Source organism: Ignavibacteriota bacterium (assembly GCA_016716225.1).
Taxonomy (GTDB): domain Bacteria; phylum Bacteroidota; class Ignavibacteria; order Ignavibacteriales; family Melioribacteraceae.
This window is the reverse complement of sequence record JADJWT010000001.1, coordinates 2,347,671-2,371,159: the sequence shown is the minus strand read 5'-3', so window position 1 is coordinate 2,371,159 and position 23,489 is coordinate 2,347,671. Positions and strand designations below refer to the sequence as shown.

The following is a 23,489-nucleotide window of genomic DNA, read 5'->3' as shown; positions in this document are numbered from 1 at the left end:
GTTAGTATTTTTTAATTATGTAATCTAATCGTTTAGGTTTGATATCAATTATCGATGTGAATTTTGGAATTTCAATTACCGGTTCAATTGATCCGGTTGTATCATTTAGCGCTTGTTGAAACCTTACGTAAGCCGAAATTTCATCACTTTTTAGTTTGCTTAACAAATTTATTCCGCCGCGAATTACAATTGTAACATTTTCCGGAGAAAGATTTAATTCATATTTATCTGGAATATTTTTTGTTTCAACCGGAATATTTTCAAAAGATTTGTCAACAATTTTTTGAATATCAAGACCAACTTTACATTCGTAAATATTTAATTCAACATATTTGGGAATTTGCAGTGGAATTCTAAAATTTGCTTCTTTTTCTAAATTGCTGAATTTCATTGCAGAAGTATTAATAATTCCAAAATCATTTATTATACTTTCCGGACCTGTAATTTCAACAGAATCTGGTTCAATTTTTGCATCTGAAACTAAATCATAACCCGGTTTAAATGTTAAAGAAAGTACTGGAAGAATTTCAACTTTTTTTGTAATTCGCTTTTCAATTTTTACCGAAAATTTTTCGGGACTAATTTCAGCTAATTGAAGTGTTGATGAAAGCCAAGAATTTGCTGGAATTAAATTTCTTGAGGAAAGTGTAGTTTCACCAATTTCAACTGGTGATGGGATATAAAATTTTGGATCTCTTCCTAAAGTATGTTGAGCTAATTGCCAGCCCTGACCTTTTAAACTTATAACTATTTCATTTGCAGAAATTGAACTTACCGCTAAATTTTCGGGAACATCAATTACTTGAGGAGGTAAATTTAAAGTTATTGAAAACTCACCCGAAAATGATACAAATACCCAAAGTAAAACCGAAAAAGTAACAATAAATAAAATTGTAAAAATTTTTCTTTTCATATTATAAATATAAAAAACTCCACATTCTTGTGGAGTTCAAACTAAAATCTATTTTTGTAAAATAATCTTTTACATTTTTTTAAAATAATCTAAAAGTTGTCCTCTGTTTGCTTTGGAAATTTCTCTACCTTTAATCGGAAAATTGTTGTATCCTCTTGCAATTTTTCTGAGAGAATGTACATTTAAAATTTCTAATTCACTTAAATTAATTTCATTTGAATATGAATTTTTATTTTCAATCGGTTTTACAATTTTTTCTTTTTTAGGAATATTTTTATAAACTACTTTTTCTGGCGCTTTAGAAGAATTAAGCTCGGTAACTGATTTTTCGATTTTTTCAACTTCTTCAATAATTTCAATTTCTTCAGTTTTTTTTTCAAAAATATTTATAACTTCATTAACTTCAACCTTTACTTCAGAAATATTTTCAGAAGAAATTTCTTCAGATTGCAAATTTAAATTATCATAAACAATTTTATCGATTTCATCATCCGGTCTTGGAATCACATGGACAGAAACCAATTCACCAACTCTTTGCGCAGCAGCAGATCCAGCATCAACAGCAGCTTTAACAGCAGCAGTTTCACCAGAAACTTTAATTAAAATCAGTGCTCCGGTAACTTTTTCTTTACCGATGATTTTAACATCGGCAGCTTTTACCATTGCATCTGCAGCTTCAATTGCCGCAACTAAACCTTTTGTTTCAATTAAACCTAATGCTTGATCCATAAAACTTTATTTACGTTTTGGTAAAATTAATTCAACATCAGAATGTGGTCTTGGAATTACATGAACAGAAACTAATTCACCAACTCTTTGTGCAGCAGCAGCACCGGCATCTGTAGCAGCTTTAACTGCTCCAACATCACCTCTAACCATTACTGTTACATAACCACCGCCAATAATTTCTTTGCCTAATAATTCAACTTTTGCGGCTTTTACCATTGCGTCTGCAGCTTCAATTGCACCAACCAAACCTTTGGTTTCAATCATTCCAAGTGCGTCAAGTGTCATATAAAATGCTCCCAAATTGGTTAAAATTTGATAGAAAAATAGCTTATATATTTAATAATGTCAATTATTTTAATAATTGCATCAATCAATTTTCTTACTTTTTCAATGTTGATAAATAATCTTCAAGTATTACTGCTGCTGCATTTTTATCAATTAAAGATTTATCTTTTCTCTTTTTTTTAGAAACCACACTGGTTTTAATTTGCTCCCAAGCAATTGAAGAAGAATATCTTTCATCAATAAATACTACTTTAATATTGAATAATTTTTCGATTTCAGTTTTAAATTTTTCAACAGTTTCTGTTAACTTGGTTTTTGTTCCATCTTCTTTTAATGGATAACCCAATACTGTACTAATGAAATTATATTTAGAAAATATTTTTTTTAGATTATCAAAAAAATCTTTGTTGTTTTCAAGTGTTATTAAAGGAATTGCAAATATTTTTAGCGGGTCTGAAATTGCAAGTCCGACTCTTTTTTCACCATAATCAATTGCTAAAATTCTTTCTATTTCGTCTTTCATTTTATTGATTTGGAGAATCGAATCGTTCTACCAAATAAACTCCCTTAATTCTTTTTAATCGATCGATAAGTCGATTTAAGTTATTAACATCTTGAATATGAACAGCAATGTGTCCGTTAAAAACAGATTCCGAAGTATTTATAGTAACTGATTTTATATTCGTATTATGAAATCCAGCAATTGTATTTGAAATATCTTTTAAAATTCCGGGACGATCCTCACCTTTTATTGTAATTCCAGCTAAGAAAAATGATCCAGCCTCACCGGGCCATTCAACCGGAACTAAGCGATTTTCATTATTCTCAGATAGCTGCAATAAATTTTTACAATTCTTTCTGTGAATTTTAATTCCTTCACCAATCGTAATATAACCAACAATCGGATCACCAGGAATTGGATTACAGCACTTTGCATAATTGTATACAAAACCTTTGTGTGCACCTTCAACAACAACTTCACCAATACTTTCACGTGCAAATTTTGCAAAGCTATCAAATTTTAAATCGTTTAATTCTTCTTCTTTAATTTCTTCGGGATTTAAAATACTTTCCAAATCGACTTGATCTTCGGCAACTGCAACAAAAAATTTTGATGGATTTTCAAACTTTAATTTTTTTGCTAATTTATTTATATCGTCCTGAGAAAAAGAAAGTTTATACTTTTTAAGTTTTCTTTCCCAAATTTCTTTTCCGGTTTCAACAATTCTATCTTCTTCTTTTTGGATGTACTTTCTGATATTTGATTTTGCTTTATGTGTTTTAACAAATTGAAGCCAGCTTTTATTTGGGTGCTGATTTTTAGATGTTAAAATTTCCAATTGATCGCCGCTTTGTAAAGGACTGCTAAGCGGTACAATTTTACCGTTAACTTTTGCACCAATACAATGATATCCAACTTTGCTATGAATTTCGTATGCAAAATCTACTGGTGTTGAATCGAGTGGAAGAATTTTTAAATCGCCTTTGGGTGTAAAAACATAAATTTCATCTTGATATAAATTCAATTTGAAACTTGCTAAAATTTCGTTGCTAGCTTCATCACGCGAAACACTTTCAAAAATATCTCTAATCCAATTTACCCAATCTTCCAAATCTCTATTTGATGATGACATATTTTCTTTATACTTCCAGTGAGCAGCAACACCTTTCTCTGCAATTTCATGCATTGCTCTTGTTCTAATTTGGATTTCTACAAGTTTTCCTTCCGGACCAATTACAGTATTATGGATTGATTGGTAATTATTTTTTTTAGGAATGGAAATAAAATCTTTAAATCTATCCGGAATTGGTCTGAACAATTGATTGATAATACCCAAAACATAATAGCAATCATTTTGATCATTATTTTCTAAAATTATTCTAATTGCAGAAAGATCATAGATATCTTCAAGAGGTTTATTCTGCTTAATCATTTTTTTATAAATACTATAAAAATGTTTGGGTCGTCCGCCAATTTCATAAATTAATTCGTGTTCATCTAATCTTTTTTTGATTGGTTCTGTAACATATTTTATATATGCTTCTCGTTCTCGTCTTGTTTCATTAAGTTTTTTTGCAATTTCATTGTATGCATCTTTATTTAAATACTTAAATGCGAGATCTTCCAATTCCCATTTAACTTTTCCCAAGCCGAATCTATGTGCAAACGGCGCATAAATTTCCAAAGTTTCTGTTGCAATTCTTCTTTGTTTGTGTGGCGAAACAAATTCCAGTGTTCTCATATTATGAAGACGATCGGCAAATTTTACTAAAATTACTCTTACATCATTAACCATTGAGAGAAGCAATTTTCTGTAGTTTTCAGCTTGAGTAATATTGTGACCTCTAAAAACTCCACTAATTTTTGTTACACCATCTACAATTTCTGCAACTTCTTTTCCAAATTCACGTTCAACAAATTCTAAACTAATATCTGTATCTTCAACAACATCATGCAATAAAGCGCTTACAATTGATATATCATCCAAAGGAATTTCTTTTGCTACAATCATTGTAACATTGTAAGGATGAAGAAAATAAGGTTCCCCGGAAGCTCTGAAATGATTTTTGTGTGCTTCAAAACTTAACTTAAAAGCTTTGGTTACAAGTTCTTCGTTAAATGAATGCAGATTTTTCTTGCATAATCCAAGTAAATCAGAAAGTAAAGTATCTAATTGTATGTCATCCAAAATTATCATTTATTTTTTTCCAAAATTTCTTCAATCTCATTTTTTAATTCATAAACTCTATCTAATCTTTCATCTAATCTATTCTTAATTTCTTTAGATTTTAAATCAAAATCAAGTATCTGCAAACACAATTGATATGATTTATTATAATTTCCCAAATCAAAATACAGCATTGCTATTTTATGTTTTAACACAATGTCATTATAAAAATTTCTGTTTTTTAATTTTTCAACTGATGATAAAATCTGCTCAAAAATTTCAATTGATTTTTCCTTGGATATATCTTGATAAGCACGAGCTAATGCCCACATAAAGTATCTTGAATTTTTATATTGATCCAGCATTTTATTTGATAATTCAATAGCTTTCTGGCTTTCGTTGTTATCAATATAAATCCAAATTAAAGAACTTATTCCCAAATATTGATTATATGATTTCTGTTTAATTGAATTTTCCAGCATTTTTATTGCTTCTTCTCTTTCATCTTTTACAAACGGAAGCCAATTTAAAGATTTTGTTTGAGCACTTTTCCAATATTTATAAATTCCGTTTGCAATTAATGCTTCATTAAAATTATTATCAATATTCAAACATTTTTGAAAACTATGGAGCGATAAAATTCCATCTGCAAATGCTGAAATCAAATTTGATGTTAATGAATTAAAATATGCTCTGTAGCCGTAAATTGTTGCTACAAAATAATTGTTCCATAAATTATCTTCATCTGATTCAAGAAGTAATTCTGTTTGATCTTCAGCAAGTGTTAAAATTGAATCAATATAATTTTTATTGGGAATATTTTCATAATCAACAGATTCTGCAATGTGTGTAGCCGCTAAATAAATTTTTCCAAAAGGTAGATCAGGAAAATCTTTATCTAGATTTTTAAATATTTTTTTTGCACGTCCATAATTTTCTAATAAAATATTGTGAATGCCAAGATTTAAAAGTGAATCAACTTTCTGGTTGGGAAATTTTTGTGCAAAAATTTGAGAGACAATAAAAAAGAAAAAAAAACTATAGCGTACCAAAAGTTCTGTCCCCGGCATCGCCCAATCCGGGCAATATAAATCCGTGTTCGTTAAGTTCTCTATCCAGCATTGCTGTGTAAATTGGCACATCTGGGTGATCATCACTTAATCTTTTTACTCCTTCCGGTGCTGCAATTAGTGAAGCCATAACCAAATCATTTGCACCGCGATCTTTTAGGAAAGTCATTGCTGCTGATGAACTTCCGCCCGTTGCAAGCATTGGATCCAAAACTATAACTTTTGATATTTCTAAATTCTTAGGAGCTTTATAATAATAGTCAATTGGTTTCAAAGTTTTTTCATCGCGCTGCAAACCAATATGTCCAACTTTTGCACTTGGTATCATTTCGATAAAAGAATTCACCAAACTTAATCCGGCGCGCAATACAGGAACTAAAACTATTTGTTTCGCAAGATTATAACCTTTTGTAGTTTCAAGCGGAGTTTCAACATCAAACTCGATTGTTCCAAATTCCTTACTTATTTCAATTGCAAGTGCATAGGCAATTCTTCTAACAGCCAACCTAAATTGATATTCTCTTGTTTCTTTATTTCTTAAATAAGTTATATCTCTGCTTATTAGTGGATTAGAAACTATTTTAAGATTCTTCATCAAAAATTCTCCTCTATCTTTCTTCCTAAAACTGAAAGTAAATTTATAAATGGTGATAATGGCGGTGTGTAATTATAATTTATTTTTGCCAAATTTCTTGCGGGAATTTTATTATAAATAAATGAACTTATAATATCGGCATATCCCGAAACTTCTTCATTCCCCACGAAAGAAGCACCTAAAATTAAATTTGAATTTCTTTCGAAAATAATTTTACCAAAAACTTTGGATGAATTTGGCATTATCTTTACTTTATTATTTGTAACTGCATTAACAACTTTTACATTATGGAAATTCAAATTTGCTTGTTTCAAGTTCAAACCAACTTGTGCAATGAATTTATCAAAAAATTTAAATGTTGAATTTAATATAACCGATTCAGCAATTTTATTTCCACCAGCTGCATTTTCACCGGCAATATGTCCCAACTGATGTGCGTAGGTTGCCAAAGGAAAATAATCATTTCGATTTGTAATTCTATTTATAATTTCAATATTATCTCCAGCCGCAAAAATATTTGGATTAGAAGTTTTTAATTTTGTATCAACTACCAATCCTCCAAATTTTCCTAATTTTAATTTTGCAGTTTCTGCTAAAGTATTATTTGGTTTAATTCCAGCAGCAACGATTGCAATATCAAAATCTAAAAATCTTCCTTCATTTTTTAACTGATGGAATTTATTTTCTTTTGTTAAAAATTTTGTATCGTTTCCATAATTCAATAATTTGATTTTATTTTTTTCTAAAATTTCTTTAACCAAATGCTGAACTTCAATATCAGCCGATGGAAGAGGTAGTTTTTCTTTTTCTAAAATTGTAACATCATATTTTTTTAATTTAAGAGATTCAGCAACTTCCAATCCGATATAACCGCTACCAACGATCAGGATTTTTTCAATTTTATTTTTATCAAAATATGTTTTTAATCTTATATAATCTGTAACAGATTTATAACAAAAAACATTTTCCAATGTGAAAGGAATTTCCGGCAATTCTTTCGCAATTGATCCGGTGGTTAAAATTAATTTATCAAACTTTAAAAATTGTGTTGAGTTGTTTTTTTTATCAAAAACTTCAATTTCATTTTTCTTGTTGTCAATATTTTTCACAAAATTATTGATCAAAACTTTTACATTTTTTTCTTGATAAAATTTTTCGGGTGTGTAAAAAACTAAATGTGAGTAATCTTCAATAGTTCCGGAAAGTAAGTAAGGAAGTTCACAAGTTCCCGTAGAAATAAATTCACCGGCTTCAATCAAAATAACTTCTGCAGAAGGATTTGTTCTTTTCGCTTTTGCTGCAGCACTTGGTCCTGCGGCATTTCCACCAACAACAATAATTCTTTTTGAAGTTTGCATTTAATTTGGAAATAGAAAAATATTTGAGGTTTAATATAATTATTTTTCTTTAAAACTTACTGTAATTGGTACACCCCAAAATCCGAAATTTTCACGAATTTTATTTTCCATAAACTTTCGGTAATGTTCCGGAACTTCTTTACTATTGCTGCAGAAAAATAAAAATATAGGATATTTTTCACCAACTTGCGAAATGAATTTAATATTAATTTCATTTCCTCTTTTTGTTGATGGCGGCGGATTTTTTCTTATTTCTTCAATAAGAATTTCGTTTAACTCATTCGTAGGAATTTTTTTTGATCTTTCTTCTTGAATTGTTTTGGCAAGATCTATTAATTTATAAATTCTCTGTTTTGTTAATGCAGAAATAAAAATAATAGGTAAATAATTTATTCCGCCCAAAGTAAGTTTTATTTCGTCTTCAAATTTTTTAGATGTGTTGGTTTCTTTTTCAACTAAATCCCATTTATTTACCGCGAGAATTATACCTTTTCTTCTTTGAATTGCTTCATCAATAATTTTCTGATCTTGATTTTCCAATCCGGCTTGAGCATCGATCATAATAATTGCAACATCGCAAATACTTAATGCTCTTAAGGTTCTTACAGTTGAGTAAAATTCAATATTTTCTTTTACTTTTGTTTTTTTTCTTAAACCAGCAGTATCAACAAGAATTATTTCTTCACCATAATATTTCAAAATGGAATCAATACTGTCTCTGGTTGTTCCCGGAATATCAGTTACAATACTTCTATCATAACCAAGAAGTGCATTTGTTAATGAAGATTTTCCAACATTAGGTTTGCCGAGAAGGGCAATTCTTAATCTTTTATCTTGTTCAATTTCGTTTTCAGGAAAATTTAATTTGGAAATTAAATCATCTAAAACATCACCAATATTTCTTCCGTTTAATGCAGAAATATCATAAACATTTTCCAAACCGAAAGAATAAAATTCTAATTTATCATTTTCAAAGTTTGCCGAATCTGCTTTGTTCACTAAAACAAAAGTTGGTTTTTGGGTATTTCTCAATAATGCTGCAACTTCATTATCAAGATGCGTAACGCCAAGTCTTCCATCGGTAACAAATAATAAGGCATCGGCTTCTTCAATTGCTATTTCAACTTGTTCTTTAATTGCAATTTCAAATTTATCATCACTTTGCTTAACATAACCGCCGGTATCCATTATTTTGAAAATTTTTCCGTTCCATTCAACTTCGCCGCTTACTCTATCTCGAGTAACACCGCTTTGGTCATCAACAATTGAAGTTTTACTTCTTGTTAATCTGTTAAATAAAGTTGATTTACCAACATTCGGTCTTCCGACAATTACAACTAATGGTGTAGGCATAAATTTTAAAAGTTATATTGAATATTCAATTGAGGAAAATATTCTTTATAAAATCCTATTTGTTCTTCTTTTACTGAAACATTTAAATTGAATTTTTTATTATATGAATTCGCTGTCCAAGCAGCATCTAAAGCGCTAATAAAGTGATTTGATACAACTGCAACAACTGCCCATTTCGAAATTGTGTAAAAATCATTCGCTTTTCCTCTTTCTGTTGAATAATAATCAAATTGTTCAACAAGCGGATCACCGTAAACATATGATTTTGTTGGATCATCACCAAACTGCACCCAGCCAACATTAAACTGAGAATATTTTCCAATCATTTCATAATACTGTTGATCACCAAAAGGAGCAAGACGGTGTGAATAATAATTTCCAATATCACCTTCAAGTCTGTTTAATTCATTCCAATTTACATTATTATTTTGATCTATCACATTATAATTATTTGGATCAACATCCGGATTTATTGTTGATGCATTGTGTATTGTCCAATTTGCGTAACGGTAAGCGCTCCAATTTTGATTTGCATAATTTTCGAAAAATTCAGTTTGATCATTTCCCTTACCATTATAGATTACAGCAAAGACTATCGCACTAACTTCAACAGCAGCAAAAATTCCGGCTTTCAAATAACTTTCTGAATAAAATTGGCCGGCTCCGGGAATTGCAAATGATATAAGTCCAGCTAATATTGGGGTTTTTCTACTTTTTGAATTTGTTGATGAATTTAAATTTTGATCAATTAATAATTTTTGATTTACAATTTTTGTATCGTTTATTAAAGAACCGCTTAATAAAATTTTATCAGAATTCTGCGAAAATAGAAACGTGTTACAAAGTATAAAATAAAAAAAGAATTTTTTCATATAAATTCCTAAAAACTAAATTCAAATAAAATTCCGCCGTAAAAATTCCATTCTTTTCCGTACATAATTTTTTCGTCCCTAACAATTTTTTCATATTCATCAAAAGCATATGAAGCGTTAAAAAATAAACTTGTCGGAAATAAATAAAATGAAATCATTTTTAATCTTAATTCGGCACCGGCCCCTTTTTTGAAATCACTAAACTCGGGGAAATCATCATTCCATGCGTTTCCATAATCTGCGTTAACCGAAAAGAATAATTTATCTACGTACAAATGACCAAGTCTGTAATCAATATTTTTAAATACCGGAAGTCTATAAGTTAAATTTATCCAAGCAAGTTCATTTCCACTAATTGCATAGAATGGATAACCTTTCATCCCAATTAATCCGCCAAGATAAAAATCAAAAAAATCCGGAACTTGCGGACCTAGAATTGTTCCCAATCTAAATCTTGCTGATAAAGTATGTTCATCATAAATCTGGAAATAATTTTTTAAGTTCAATTCTAATCTATGAAAACTAAAATTTTTATAAATTGGTACGAGCACGCCATTTTTAATATCATATTCTCCATCGGGATTATATTTATTCATTTCATAATTGTATTTTGCTTCAACTTCAATTCCCACTGGATTTATATCGCTATCGGTTGTTGGATAAATCGAATTGAAAGAATAAGTTAATTGCAAATTTTTTCCGATAAAATAATTGTCGCTACTACTTGGATATAAGGTTGTGGTATTAGGAAATACGAAACTTTCTATTGCTGCAGAGTATTGACTATAAATAAATCTGAATTCCAAATTATGCATTGGATTGAAAATTTTATGTTTTGCAGCAAAATCAACTTCAAATAAATTATAGGTTACATCAGTATTTACTTCACTTTCCGGTCTTGGAGGAGTGTAAGAGCTATCAACTCCAAACATTATATCAACATCTGCTTTTCTACTTATTGAGTAAACATCAACAGATAATTCCGGTTTTAATCCTAAACTATATAACAGCGGAACTTTATTTTTAAAAATAAAGGTTAAAAATAAATCGCGTTCAAGCCTTGTATTTATTGAACCCCCCGCAAAAAAAGAATAACGATTTAACATATCGGATGAAGTTAAATAAACTCCGGGCTTAATTTTATCAACTGCAGAATTTGATGTATTGTAATTATCGTAACGAATAAAAGGTAAAATTGTAAGTTTTGTAAATGCGCTTGAGTAATTCTTTTCTTGAACTTTAGGAATTTCAAAATCATTAAAATTTCTGAGTCTTGTATAAACTTCATCAGAAATATCGCCTTTTGATTTATCAATATTCAATGGTGGATTTGCCGATTGAATATATTTCATATTCGAGTTAACAGAATTTGCTGAATAATTTTCTAATTCAAAAATCTTATATCCAGTTGAAGTATAACCAGCATAAACAATTTTATTTTGTTCGTTCATTGAAGGCATAAATGCACTTCCAACAACATTTGTAATTTGAGTTTTATTTTTGGTAATTATATCAAATTCATAAATGTTAAAAATTCCGGTTTCATCTGAGCAATAAATTATTTTATTTTCATCTGAATAAAACGCATTTCTTTCATCAATTTTTTCTTTTAATAAATATTCAAAATTGCTCCCATCAATATTTACTTTTGCAATATCTCTTCCATGATGGTAAGAATATTCAAATAAAATTTCGTTTCCGGATTTGGAAAATTTGGGATTAAAAACTTGTTCACCTTTTTCAAAAAATGTTAACTTCTTAAAATTCTTTCCATCAATATCACAAATTCCAATATTTGCTGTTCCATCTCTTTGAAATATAAAAGTAATTTTTTTTCCATCTAAAGAAACACTTGGATTATTTGCACGCCAGCCGTATGTTATTCTATTTTCATCTTCACTATCTAAATCATAAATATATAAATCGTGAATGTTCGTCCATTTTGGATTTTCTTCACTCAATTTTGCAAAAACAATTTTATTTGTGTTTTTTATAAAACTGAATGTTGAACGAATTCCGGATTTGACAAGTTCTTTTTCTTTAGTTTCTAAATTGAGTTTGTACAAACCGGAATTAACAAAATAATTTCCGCCGGAATTTGAAATAAAATAAATTTCTTTTCCGTTTGGTGAATAAACTGGATAAAAATTTCCAAAACCTTCATCAACAATTTGTTTACCTTTTACTTCATTTGTTTTAACATTTTTAATTCTTTCATTATAATCTTTTGTAAGATAATCTTTCCATTCATTATAAATTTCATTTCCATCTTTTCCCAAAACATCTTCAAAAGCCGCATCAATAGTAAAGTTTGTAAGTTTACCCAATTTGCGGGTTATATCATTTAATTTATCTTCACCGTATTTTTGAGCAATATATTTTGTTAACGCAAACCCGGAATTATAAACTGATTCATTTCCCAAACTAGTTTTGCTGAAAACTCCCATTTCATTCCACGTGAGCATTTTATTATCAAGAACATAAGATCGCAAAATCATATCACGATGTGAATCCCAATTATCATAATCAAATTCTTTGCGCATGTATTGTGCAGTTCCTTCTGCAAACCAAGCGGGCATATTTATAGTTGCAATTGGATAAGAAGCAATAAAATTGGGAAATCCATAAAGTATATCGGGACGACGTTTGTCTTCATAATTTAGAAATTGCAGATAGAATGCCGGAATTGCTCTACTTACCTTCATTGCGGCTTGAATTTGAACCATGTGTGTAAACTCATGAGATATTACATTTCTCAACCAATTATGAGAACCACGCAAATCAAAGTCCAATGCAGAAGCCCAAATTTCAATTTTGTTATCAAAGAAATATGTTGCACCGTTTGAATAATCATCAATATCTTTAATTATATAATGAACTTTTTCCGGTTCATAATTATATAAGCTTGTTATTGGATCCCAAACTTCTTCGGCAATTTTTAAAACAGTTCTAGCAGATCTTTCAGCTTCGATGTGATAATGAACTGCAACATGTTCACCTTCAATTGTGTACCAATTATAGTCAGGATCAAAATCATCAATTTGACTAAAAATATTTATTGAAAAAACAATTAAGAATAATGCGATTTTTTTCATATAAGAATTGATTACTTAACGATAGCTATTTTAATAATTTTATTTTCAGATTTTCCGCTGTTTGAAGTTACTTCAAGATGTGCTAAGTAAGCTCCACTTTGGATGTTTGTCACATTCCAAGAATATTCAGAATCTAGGCCACCTACTGCGTTAAAATTAAATTCATCGACAAAATCTCCGGCTAAATCAAAAATTTTCACTTTAACTTTTGAATCTTCTGAAACATAAGTTCTTATAAAAGTCTCATTTCCATAAACCGGATTTGGCCAATTATAAGTTTTATTTTTAGGAAAAAATTCTGAAATATGATTTTCTGTTGATGCAGAATTTATTGAAGAATTATTTAAATTATCACCATATTTGCTTCTCCAAAGAACGTTTCCGCTTGAGTTAATACTCCAATAAAAAATTTCATTTTTTGATGAAGTTGCCGAAAGCAATAAATCATTTTCCCGTTTAATAATTGTATTTAATCTGGAAATTTCTCCACCGGTAGAAAGAGGAAATTCGGAAATAATTTTTCCGTCTGTTCCGGAAATTGCATAAATATCGCCATTATCATTTAATGAAATTATATCGGCATTTTCGTCATTATTTATATCAGCAACATTTGGAATTCCAACAAAATTATTTGTTGAATTATTTTGATATGGAAAATTTTCTGCTTGAGTTCCCAAAAAATTTATTGCTTGAATTTGATTTCCGGAATTAAACACAATATAATTTTCGCCGGTTTTTCGCAAATCACAAACTGCAATTCCATCAATTCCATTTTCACTTGAATAAATTTTTTCTGAAGTTTGCTCTCCTTTTACGAAAGAATATAAGGAATTTTCTGAAGTTAAAATAATTACTGTAAACTTATTTGATTTATTTTTTGTTAGTACAAAATTTTTAATATCTGTTGGAAAGCTAATTTCATTCTCATTTGAAAATTTGAATTTGTTTTTGCTGATTGCCGCAATTTGATTTTCAAGAATTGCAATTTGCGTTATTTCAGAATCAAACATTTGTAGTGTTTCTTCTAAGATTGGAGCGGAATTTATTGCAATATTATTCCTGTAAGTTTTGATTGCTCCATTTGCAAGTCCAACTAAAATTACGCTTTCATTTTCATTTATTTGATTAACAACAATTGGTGAAGTACATTTTTCCTCAATATTTATACTCTCATTATTTTTTTCAATTTCGTAATAAAAAATATTTAGCAAACTATCTTTTGAACCAACTACATATTCACCAACTCTATTTTCAACAAGTGCAAAATCAACATCAGAAAAATTTGGAATAAATAAACTTCCGAAATTAATAACCAATCCATTTTCTTGAACGGTAAAAGTTTTTGATGGATTTTTTTTGGTAATTTTTAAATTTGTATGTTCACCAAAATTTTCCATTCTGCTTATAAGATCAACTTTATCAGAACCAAAATTTAGGCTAAAAGTCATTTCATTTCCAAAATCGGCAAAATTGGAAATTGTAATTAAGCTGTTTGCACCACTGTTTGTTTTAGTATTTGGTTTTGTATCAGAAGAAAAAATATTTTTATATAATTTTGAAGGATTGCTTGCAAACCAAAAATCGCTTGAATCACCTTCGGCAATTACAATATCTCCAAAAATTGTTTGAAATTCTTCGCCGATATCTTGTATTCCATCTGCTTCTTCCAAATCAACACCGCGATTTTCTCCAACGTTAATTCTGTTTGTAGATAAATTTTCATTTATAATTTTTTCATCGATATGCCAAATTAGAATTCCATTACCCGGCGTTGCCCAATCAAATTCATCAACATCAATTACAACTCCGCGCAATGTATCAATTATGTAGTTATTGAAATTATCTAAATCTTTATCAAAAGTAATTGTTCTAATTAGTCCATCTGTTTTATATGTAATTTTTGCACCATCTTTGTTTGCATCACGTTGTCTATTTTCAATCAAATAATATTCTGTAGAGTTAATTGGAATTTTAACAACTTTATAATGTTCACGATTCAATGCATAAGCGAGACGAGTTACAACATTTATACTTGGTTTATCAAAATCAAAAGTTATTGGTTCTTCCCATCCTAAAAAAACTTTTTCCCAAGCAGATGGTTCTGGCGGGAACAATCCGCCAAAAGCAAATAGCGATTGTCCATCCATCAAACCAAATCTGCCAATTGCACTTTTTCCGGTTTCGGCATCAAATAAGTCCGGCAATCCTAAATAACTTGCAATGTTAGAAACTATTAAACCATTTATAGAAAGTTCTATTAAAACTGTTCCGCCAATTCCACTTTCTTCTCTTGATTCAGTTTCCGGTAAAATTGCTGTATTTGTAATTTTAAATCCATTTGATAAAGTTATTCCATCAAAATTATTTCCATAAAAATCTTTTAAAGAATTAAGACTAATATAAATTGATGGTAAATCTCTTGGCTCACCTAGTAAATTTGAAGTTGAAATATCTTTCCCAACTCCGGCATGAAAAATCATAAATAAATTATATTGAGAAAAATCCAAATCGGGATTTTGCTGATTAGTTAAATTCCAAACTTCAGTTGCAAAATCTCCCAAAACTTTAAAACTTCCATCTTCTTCGGGAGAATAATCTCTCATAAATTTAGAAACCTTAACAATTTCCGGAATTACATTAAAGTTTACATCAACATTTCCGTTCGAGATTTTATTAAAATAATTTTGCGCAAATTTTAAATGATCTTCAAAATAATTTTTATCATGCGGCAAAGGATCAATAATAGAATTTCCATAATTCTGAGTATAAATTGATCCGAATGTTCCGTCGCCATAAGTTAATTCAAATTTATCCGGCTGAAACTCAACCATTACAGCTAAAATATTAATTGATTGAGCAGCATCATTAGTAACATTTTTTTGAAGTGCGGAAATTTTTGGGAAAAAAGTTTGGGCAGAAATACTACCCAAACTAAATAGCAGAAAAATAGAAAAATATTTGAAATTCATAATTTTAATTAAATTCCCCGCGGAAATCCTTTTCCAATACTTGATGTTGTAGCTCCCCAACCAATTGATAATGTAAATCTTAGAGTATCGGAAAGTGGATGTTGTTCGCCATCTTTAAATAAATCTGTTGTAATATAACTGAAATCAAATCCATATAAATCATATCTAATTCCGGCACCGATAGTAACAAATTTTCTATTTCCAAATTTAGGATCTTCATAAAAGAAACCGGTTCGTAATGCAAATTTAAAATCTTCATCTCCGTACCAATATTCCAATCCGGCAGAAGTTACTAAATCTCTCAACTCTGTGTTAAAATCATCATCCATCCAGGAAGTAAAAATTGCTTCGTAGAATTCTGCTCTTTCGGATGCGCTATCAGCTCTATCAACAAGAAGTTTGCTAACATCTGTAGTTAATGTAAGAGAATTGAAATCATCTTCCATTAATCTAAATGCCATACCAAATCTAAAATTTGTAGGAATTGGATCTGCTTGCGATTGATCTATGTAATATATTTTTGGTCCAACATTACTTAAGTTTAATCCCAAACTAAATTTATTTCCAATATTTCCAATTAACGGAATATTTAAATCTTCGGGTCTCCACATTGTTGCAAGATCAAAACTTACGGTTGTAGAAACTCCTTCACCTTTTTCGCCAGCAGTTGGTTTATCAGATAATCTTGAATGAATTACTCTAAAATTTAAACCTAATCCCCAATCGGAATGTAATTTAGCTGCATATCCAATTGTTAAAGCTGCATCAAATGATCTAAAAGTTCCTAACTCAGTTGGTGAATCTTCTCCGGTTCTGATGAAAGTTCCGTAATTCATAAATGTTATACTTGATGTAATGCTTCCGTCAATTTCTTCCACATATTGTCTGTATGTTAGATAATCATAGAATAAATCATCAAGTCCGAATTGCGGCAGCCATTTACTATGTGTTATACTTGCTTCTGATCCGGTTAAAAATGCAATTCCGGCAGGATTCCAAAAAATTGCTGCCGAATTATCTGCAAGTCCACCGCCAGATTCACCAACACCACCAGCCCTTGAATCCGGAGCAAGTAATAAAAACGGAACAGCAGCTTCACCTTGAGCATGAATTTTATTAGTAAATATTATTAACATTGGTAAAAATACCAATGTCATTATTAGTTTTTTCATCTAAATCTACCTCCAAATTGATAAAAATTTTTAAACAAGGCGATTTTAATTTTACCTAATAACCGCCAATTTTCCAAGAATATTCTCGGTGTATTCTCCATCTATACTTTCTACAATTAGTTTATATAAATATGTACCGTTTCCAATTTTATTATTATCTTCATCTTTTCCATCCCATTCTAACTTTACAAATTTATCTTCAACATTTGATGCATTTATTTCTTTTATAACTCTTCCAGCAACAGTATATATTTTAATTTTAACATTTACAGCATCACTTAAATTATGCTGAAATGTAAAAAGTGTATTTGAACTAAATGGATTTGGATAATTATAAACTTCACGAATAGCTAATTTATCTCCATCAACAACTGTAAAACTATTTTCCTCGAATGAAAAATTATTGAAAACATCCCAAGCGTTAATTTTTATTTTATATTCTCCGGGTTCTAACGATGAAAAATTATAATTAACTTCGCCAGATTTTCCTCCAGAATTCAAATCGCCAATAAAATAATTTGTGAGATCAATTGAATTTTGTTCATCATTATTTAGAATTGCTTCAAGCTTATGACCAATTCCGGTACCGGTTGTATTTAATCCAGTTTCATCAAAAAGTTTTACTCTCAACTTAAAATTAGGATTTACCAAATACGAATTTTCCAATTCATCATCATACAATATTTCAATATCTGGACCTTTTCCGTCATTTGAATTTGTTGTATCGGTTCCTCCGATAATTATATTTTCTGTGTAACCAATTCCGTCAAATTCATCATTAAAAAAATAAGCTGAGATTTTACCATTTTTATTTTCGTATGAAATATCTTTCGGAACAGTAAAACTTGTTGAAAATTCGCCATTATTTACAGAAGCTCTTCCTCTAAAAATTACACCGCCTTGGTCTTCCATATTATAATTAATATCTTCAAGATGAATTGTTCTTTTAGAATCGAATACAGTTATTATTGCTTCACCATTAAAATTGCTAATTGCAGAATCTGCATTTAAAACTTTTCCGCTAATATTCACAGAACTTAAAGCAGAAATATTTATCGGCTGTACTAAATTAGAATTATTTACAGATGTAATTTTTAATGGTAATTTGGGAATATTTAATCTTAACGCCGGATCACAAAACAAATGAAATCTTTCATCATTATCACCAGATCTATCATTTTTGAGTTTATAATATGCTTTCCCAATTCGTATTGGTAAGCCTATACTGTCCTTTAATCCCAGCATATATTTATAAAATGTAGTTGTTAATGCATAATTATCACCTGAATAAACAGGTCTAACTGCAGAAATTCCTCCAATCATTCCAAAATTTTCCATTAAGATCATTTCTTCTGTTGCACTTTGCAAATTTGGATCATCATATTTTCCAAAGTCACAGGTTGCGGCAGTTAAGAAAAACAATTCTTTATTTTTAAGTTGAGGAATAGAAACAGCCCTTTCAAAAACTTGTTCATCTGCCCAAACGTTTGGACTACCGTGTCCGAAGTAATTTAAAATTATAGTTCCATTATTAATCGCATTTATAATTTCAGTATTGCATGTCGGCTTTCTTCTTCCAATACCTGTTCTTACTGTTTGAAAATTTGATAAGTAAATTTTTTTTCTATCAAAATTGTTTGGAATAAATTGTTTTGCAAGTTTTTCAGATTGATTTGTGTGCAAACTTCCATCATCATCATCTTTATTGGTTATATTATTATAACCTGCCCATCCATCATCTCCTAAAAGGGTAATTCTGTTTCGCCATAGACCTTCATTTTGATCAGTTTCATAACTAATAATTTTATCAACAACAATTTTTGCTTCGTTTAGATTAGTTACACTTAATCTTCCAACTCCTAAATCAGCTTTTATATCATTTCCAGAAATTCTTGAATAAAAATCATCATAAGGATAGGAATCAATTTCGTACATAGATTCAAGTTGTTGATAAGTTGGAATAAAATTTTTACCGATTTCTTCAATGTTTAAATAATCATAATCACCATCTCCAAAGAGTAAAACATATTCCGGTTTTATCTGCCAATTTTCAAACGCATATTTTAAAAAATCTCGAATTGAAGTTGGATCAAGTAATCCTCCGGAAAATTCTTTATAAATATTTTCGATGTAAAAGACTTCAGAAGAAATTGGAAATTGAGCTTCACTCTCTCTATAATTTTTTAATCTTTCAGCTTGATCTTTAAATATGATCGGAGAAATAATTATATTTTTTACTCCTAAAAGTTCTCCTCTAATATTCGAATTTGTTTCCTTAATTCCCTTATTTGGTTTTCTAAATTTGCTTGAATGAACAGCTAAATATTTTGAAACCAAGTCAGAATTTTCCAAACTCGTGAATTCAAAATTTCCGCCGGTAATCGATACATCAACAATTTTAGTATTAGAAAAATCACTTAAATTGAAAACTTTAAAATCACTTCCACTAAAATTATTTCCACTATATTTAATATTTCCATTTACTTGTTTTGAAAAAAACAATAGTTCATTATCAGTTGCAGTTAAATTTTTGTGATATTCAATTTCAAAATAATCTAAATGTCCTTTATCAGAAATTTCACCCGGAGTAAAAGTAAATTTTAGGACAGATCTATTTTCCGGTAAATTCCCCTGAAAAGTAGCAAAACTTCGGAAAGCAGTTCCATAAGTGTAAGTAGCATCTGTTGATGGTCCGGGAATTAATCTTGATAAAATTCTTGTGGAATTTTCATCAATTGTAAGTAAATTCTGTTTTGCTGCTCCGTTCACAAATTGAAAAGTGTAATTGATTGAACTATCCGGAATAAATTCATTTAATAAATTTGTATAAGTTTTTGTTTTTGCCGAAGAAGTATAAGTATCTTCAACATACAATAATCCAGTACTCATTAAATTTTGTTTGTCTTCATCTCTATAAACATAAGCTTTTGTTGATGTTTGAGTAAAATCTGGCGATGCAGATAAATTATTTTGTATTTCCATTCTTTTACCGTTAGATCCGCCGAACGTAATCCAATAATAATTTTTATTTGAATAATAATTTTTATTTCTTGTTATTCTATTAGATACATTATTGTATTCCCAGAAATTTACACCTCTCCCGTAAAATAAAATGTAATCACTATCTCCAAAAGTACCGTCTTCTTCGCCGGAAATATAAATTGCATTTTCAACTAAATCCTGTGGTCTTGAAGAAGAAACACTCCAAGGTAAAATATAACCGCCGTTATTGTAAATCTTTATTGTTCTTGGATCAATTGAATTTACAGAAATTCCTAATTCAGTTAAATAAGTTTTATCGATTTTGTAAATTCCTTCTTCGGTAATTTCAAATTTATACCAATCACCTTGTGCAAGAACAGAATTTTGTGCAGATACTTTTGAAAGTTTTTTTTCGCTTCCCCAGTGTTTTGCAACTTCCTTATTAATAATTAAATCTGCTGCAAATTCCGAAATTTTGTTTCTGTTCTGATTTGAAGAATTTGCAAAATCAATTTGGAAAATAACTTTTGTGTAGAATTTTATTTCAGAATTTACCGGATCAAATAAAACCGGATTTACAATTATATCTTGAACTTGAGCTTCTCGGATTTTACCAAATTCACCAAATGAAACTAATTCAGGATATTTATAATTAATATAATCGGTAGATTTTATATATGATAATTCTGGAAATCCACTTATCTTTTTAATATTCGGAAGTGGTTTCAAATTTCCATGCAAAATTTTATAATCTGATTTCAAAACTCGTAAATTGTTTCCAAATTCTTGTGGAACACCAATATTAAAAACTCTAATGGGAACTTGAGGCATTCCTTGAATTGTTTCTTTTTTAAAGCAATTTCGAATTTCTGAATTTCTATACATTTCGGAATTGAAATACGAAAGTGATGTATCTTCGTAAATCGGTGTGTATTCAATTATTAAGGAATTAGTTGATGATGATAAAATTTTAAAATCATCTTGGGCGGAAACAAAAGAATAAAAAAATAGGAAACCTATTAAAAAGTATTTGTTCACTTACTAATCCCCAAATTAACTTAGTTAAATTAGATTACAAACTTAGACAATTAATTATTTGTAAATCAAATTAAATGGTAACAAATACTCTATATAAATTTCCTTCTCGGTAACAATTAAAAATTTAGTGACTCAAATTAGATAAGTTTAGTATAAATTGTCAAGTCAAAATATTTTTGTCATCCAAATAAACAATCCATCAAAACTTATTTTTAGAACACTTATAATAATTTTCGAACAAATGTAGAAAAATTTTAAGTCGAAAAATAGTGTAAAATTAAAGACCTAAATTTTCTTTAATTCCTCGCATTGCACTTATACAAAATTGAATATGTTCATCTAACGAAATTCCCAAATCATCTGCTCCATTTTTAATATCATCTCTGCTAACTGCCTTTGCAAAAGCTTTGTCTTTCATTTTTTTCTTAACTGAACTTACTTCAACTTCATCAATTTTTTTATTTGGTCTCACTAAAGTTACCGCAGTTATAAATCCCGATAATTCATCGCAAGCATATAAAACTTTTTCTAACAAACTTTCTCTTTTAACATTTGCATGATCTGCATGAGATAAAATTGCCCGAGTAAAAACTTCTGAAAATCCTTTTTCCTTTAGAATTTTTTCACCTTGAAACGGATGTTCTTCCATTGTTGGAAATTTTTCATAATCAAAATCATGCAGCAATGCAACATTCCCCCAAAACTCAGTATCCTCATTAAACTTTTGTGCATATGATCTTACGCAAGCTTCAACAGAATATGCATGTTTTAGCAGACTTTCATTTTGAGTATATTCTTTTAAAAGATTATGACAAAATTCACGATTTCTTTCCATTCACTTTTCCTTTTTCAATTTTGAACTTGGACAAAAATTTTCAATCATGCAAATTTCACATTTTGGTCTTCTTGCAATACAAACTTTTCTTCCATGATTTATAAACCAATGTGTCGAATTTACCCAATCTTCTTTTGGTAAAATCTCTTTCAGTTTATTTTCAATAATTTCCGGATTTTTGGAATTTACAATTTCAAGCAAATTTGTTATTCTATTTACATGTGTATCAACAGCAATTGCGGGAATATTAAAAGCATGTCCTGCAACAACCGATGCAGTTTTTCTTCCCACTCCCGGTAGTTTTACTAATTCATCAAAATCATTTGGAACTTTTGTATGAAAATTATCAACCAAAATTTTGCAGCAATTTTTAATATTTTTAGCCTTCTGTTTATAAAAACCGGTTGAAAAAATATACTTTTCCAATTCCCCAATATTTGCTTTTGCAAAATCTTCTGCAGAATTAAACTTTTTAAACAAATCTTTAGTTACAATATTCACTCTTGCATCTGTGCATTGTGCGCTAAGAATTGTTGCAATTAGTAATTCGAGAGGATTTGAAAACTCAAGTTGCGGTTTTGTATTAGGATATTCTTCCTTTAAAATTCGAAATATTTTTTCAATTCTATTTTGCTCAACTTTTTTCATTTACAAAATTCTTTTCAATATTGACTTTTCTAAAAATAACATTTTACCTAATTTTATTTTATGAAAATAATTATTGCACTTTTTGTTTTGCATTCAATTTCTATTTCTCAATCATTGCAATTTGTAGATGATTTTGGAAATTTTGAAAATGCTTCTGCGTTTGATATTGATTTATCAAACAATTTTTTTGTTGCAGATATTAAGTCAAATACGATTTCAAAATTTGATTCAACCGGAAAATTATTAAATTCAATCGGCGGATTTGGCTGGGAAAATTCCACATTTGATGAACCTATAGATTTAGTTACAAATACTTTAAGTTTATATGTTGCCGATAAAAACAATAATAGAATTCAAAGGTTTGATAAAGATTTAAATTTTCTTTCTGAATATTCCGGCAAAAATTCTCAAAATGAAATTGAGTTTGGTTACCCAATTTGTATTGAAATTTCTAACATTGGTGATTTATTTATTTTAGATTCCGATAATAACAAAATTTTGAAATTCAATTTAACCGGGGAATTTCTTCAAGAAATTGGCGGTAACGATGCCGGAAATTTTGCAATAAATAATCCGGTAAGTTTAACAATTGATGATTTGAATAATTTGTTCATTCTTGATGAAGAAACAATTAAAGTTTTTGATCAATATGGAAATGATCTTTTCTATTTTAAAATAAATTCTGAAGCTGAAAAAATAAAAATTGTTGAAAATAATTTAGCTTTTATCAGTAAAAATCAAATTGAAATTTTCGATCTTTCAGAAAAAAAAACAATTAGTAAATTTTTAAACTTCCCAAATTTGAATGATGAAAAAATTGTAGATGCTGAAATATTGGAAAATCATTTAATTGTTTTAACTCAACACCGGCTTATAAAATATTTTATTATTAAATAATTTTGTTTG

17 protein-coding genes are annotated in these 23,489 nt (G+C 29.1%); 1 reads left to right on the top strand and 16 read right to left on the bottom strand.

All coding sequences use genetic code 11. The features are described 5' to 3' along the window. Position 1: 1 nt before the first annotated feature. From IPM32_10510 to nth, 16 genes are all read right to left on the bottom strand, one after another. A complete protein-coding gene (locus tag IPM32_10510; GenBank protein MBK8945684.1) occupies positions 2–913 on the bottom strand; it encodes a hypothetical protein in 912 nt (303 codons plus the stop codon). Between the two features lie 69 nt (positions 914–982). Beyond that, a complete protein-coding gene (locus IPM32_10505) occupies positions 983–1,642 on the bottom strand; it encodes a BMC domain-containing protein (protein MBK8945683.1) in 660 nt (219 codons plus the stop codon). Positions 1,643–1,648: 6 nt separating this feature from the next. After that, positions 1,649–1,927, bottom strand: a complete 279-nt coding sequence (gene eutM, locus IPM32_10500; GenBank protein MBK8945682.1) for an ethanolamine utilization microcompartment protein EutM — start codon at positions 1,925–1,927, stop codon at positions 1,649–1,651. A 94-nt stretch (positions 1,928–2,021) separates the two neighbouring features. Beyond that, positions 2,022–2,450 (bottom strand): Holliday junction resolvase RuvX, encoded by a 429-nt coding sequence (gene ruvX, locus IPM32_10495; protein ID MBK8945681.1) that lies wholly within the window; start codon positions 2,448–2,450, stop codon positions 2,022–2,024. A 1-nt stretch (position 2,451) separates the two neighbouring features. Beyond that, positions 2,452–4,626, bottom strand: coding sequence for a bifunctional (p)ppGpp synthetase/guanosine-3',5'-bis(diphosphate) 3'-pyrophosphohydrolase (locus IPM32_10490; GenBank protein MBK8945680.1), 2,175 nt, complete (start codon positions 4,624–4,626; stop codon positions 2,452–2,454). Further along, positions 4,623–5,666 carry a hypothetical protein gene (locus tag IPM32_10485; GenBank protein MBK8945679.1) on the bottom strand — a complete coding sequence of 348 codons (1,044 nt, stop codon included), beginning with the start codon at positions 5,664–5,666 and terminating at the stop codon, positions 4,623–4,625. Before IPM32_10485 ends, IPM32_10490 begins: the two co-directional genes overlap by 4 nt. Further along, complete coding sequence (upp, locus tag IPM32_10480) at positions 5,635–6,261, bottom strand: uracil phosphoribosyltransferase (protein ID MBK8945678.1); 627 nt, start codon at positions 6,259–6,261, stop codon at positions 5,635–5,637. Before upp ends, IPM32_10485 begins: the two co-directional genes overlap by 32 nt. Next, positions 6,261–7,619, bottom strand: a complete 1,359-nt coding sequence (locus tag IPM32_10475; GenBank protein ID MBK8945677.1) for an FAD-dependent oxidoreductase — start codon at positions 7,617–7,619, stop codon at positions 6,261–6,263. The genes upp and IPM32_10475 overlap by 1 nt, the downstream gene beginning before the upstream one ends. Before the next feature lie 39 nt (positions 7,620–7,658). Continuing rightward, positions 7,659–8,972 carry a ribosome biogenesis GTPase Der gene (der, locus tag IPM32_10470; GenBank protein ID MBK8945676.1) on the bottom strand — a complete coding sequence of 438 codons (1,314 nt, stop codon included), beginning with the start codon at positions 8,970–8,972 and terminating at the stop codon, positions 7,659–7,661. 5 nt (positions 8,973–8,977) lie between these two features. Continuing rightward, positions 8,978–9,844: a hypothetical protein gene (locus IPM32_10465; protein MBK8945675.1), complete on the bottom strand. Its 867-nt coding sequence runs from the start codon at positions 9,842–9,844 to the stop codon at positions 8,978–8,980. 8 nt (positions 9,845–9,852) lie between these two features. Beyond that, a complete protein-coding gene (locus IPM32_10460; GenBank protein MBK8945674.1) occupies positions 9,853–12,939 on the bottom strand; it encodes a PD40 domain-containing protein in 3,087 nt (1,028 codons plus the stop codon). An 11-nt stretch (positions 12,940–12,950) separates the two neighbouring features. Continuing rightward, entirely contained in the window at positions 12,951–15,908 is a 2,958-nt protein-coding gene (locus IPM32_10455) for a T9SS type A sorting domain-containing protein (GenBank protein MBK8945673.1), read from the bottom strand. 8 nt (positions 15,909–15,916) lie between these two features. Further along, positions 15,917–17,080 carry a PorV/PorQ family protein gene (locus IPM32_10450; GenBank protein MBK8945672.1) on the bottom strand — a complete coding sequence of 388 codons (1,164 nt, stop codon included), beginning with the start codon at positions 17,078–17,080 and terminating at the stop codon, positions 15,917–15,919. A gap of 51 nt (positions 17,081–17,131) precedes the next feature. After that, the gene (gene porU, locus IPM32_10445; GenBank protein MBK8945671.1) at positions 17,132–21,100 is read right to left on the bottom strand and encodes a type IX secretion system sortase PorU; all 3,969 of its coding nucleotides are present in this window, start codon (positions 21,098–21,100) and stop codon (positions 17,132–17,134) included. A 277-nt stretch (positions 21,101–21,377) separates the two neighbouring features. Next, positions 21,378–21,935 carry an HDIG domain-containing protein gene (locus tag IPM32_10440; GenBank protein ID MBK8945670.1) on the bottom strand — a complete coding sequence of 186 codons (558 nt, stop codon included), beginning with the start codon at positions 21,933–21,935 and terminating at the stop codon, positions 21,378–21,380. Continuing rightward, positions 21,936–22,583: an endonuclease III gene (nth, locus tag IPM32_10435; GenBank protein MBK8945669.1), complete on the bottom strand. Its 648-nt coding sequence runs from the start codon at positions 22,581–22,583 to the stop codon at positions 21,936–21,938. 60 nt (positions 22,584–22,643) lie between these two features. Here nth and IPM32_10430 point away from each other — a divergent pair, with 60 nt between their 5' ends. Continuing rightward, a complete protein-coding gene (locus tag IPM32_10430) occupies positions 22,644–23,480 on the top strand; it encodes an NHL repeat-containing protein (GenBank protein ID MBK8945668.1) in 837 nt (278 codons plus the stop codon). Positions 23,481–23,489: the final 9 nt, after the last annotated feature.

What these genes read in the sequence shown, in the direction of transcription:
- IPM32_10490 (MBK8945680.1), bottom strand. Translation starts at nt 4,626, where the DNA reads ATGATAATTTTGGATGACATACAATTAGATACTTTACTTTCTGATTTA.
- IPM32_10440 (MBK8945670.1), bottom strand. Translation starts at nt 21,935, where the DNA reads ATGGAAAGAAATCGTGAATTTTGTCATAATCTTTTAAAAGAATATACT.
- eutM (MBK8945682.1), bottom strand. Translation starts at nt 1,927, where the DNA reads ATGACACTTGACGCACTTGGAATGATTGAAACCAAAGGTTTGGTTGGT.
- ruvX (MBK8945681.1), bottom strand. Translation starts at nt 2,450, where the DNA reads ATGAAAGACGAAATAGAAAGAATTTTAGCAATTGATTATGGTGAAAAA.
- nth (MBK8945669.1), bottom strand. Translation starts at nt 22,583, where the DNA reads ATGAAAAAAGTTGAGCAAAATAGAATTGAAAAAATATTTCGAATTTTA.
- IPM32_10465 (MBK8945675.1), bottom strand. Translation starts at nt 9,844, where the DNA reads ATGAAAAAATTCTTTTTTTATTTTATACTTTGTAACACGTTTCTATTT.
- IPM32_10475 (MBK8945677.1), bottom strand. Translation starts at nt 7,619, where the DNA reads ATGCAAACTTCAAAAAGAATTATTGTTGTTGGTGGAAATGCCGCAGGA.
- upp (MBK8945678.1), bottom strand. Translation starts at nt 6,261, where the DNA reads ATGAAGAATCTTAAAATAGTTTCTAATCCACTAATAAGCAGAGATATA.
- IPM32_10485 (MBK8945679.1), bottom strand. Translation starts at nt 5,666, where the DNA reads ATGCCGGGGACAGAACTTTTGGTACGCTATAGTTTTTTTTTCTTTTTT.
- der (MBK8945676.1), bottom strand. Translation starts at nt 8,972, where the DNA reads ATGCCTACACCATTAGTTGTAATTGTCGGAAGACCGAATGTTGGTAAA.
- IPM32_10455 (MBK8945673.1), bottom strand. Translation starts at nt 15,908, where the DNA reads ATGAATTTCAAATATTTTTCTATTTTTCTGCTATTTAGTTTGGGTAGT.
- IPM32_10430 (MBK8945668.1), top strand. Translation starts at nt 22,644, where the DNA reads ATGAAAATAATTATTGCACTTTTTGTTTTGCATTCAATTTCTATTTCT.
- IPM32_10450 (MBK8945672.1), bottom strand. Translation starts at nt 17,080, where the DNA reads ATGAAAAAACTAATAATGACATTGGTATTTTTACCAATGTTAATAATA.
- IPM32_10510 (MBK8945684.1), bottom strand. Translation starts at nt 913, where the DNA reads ATGAAAAGAAAAATTTTTACAATTTTATTTATTGTTACTTTTTCGGTT.
- IPM32_10505 (MBK8945683.1), bottom strand. Translation starts at nt 1,642, where the DNA reads ATGGATCAAGCATTAGGTTTAATTGAAACAAAAGGTTTAGTTGCGGCA.
- IPM32_10460 (MBK8945674.1), bottom strand. Translation starts at nt 12,939, where the DNA reads ATGAAAAAAATCGCATTATTCTTAATTGTTTTTTCAATAAATATTTTT.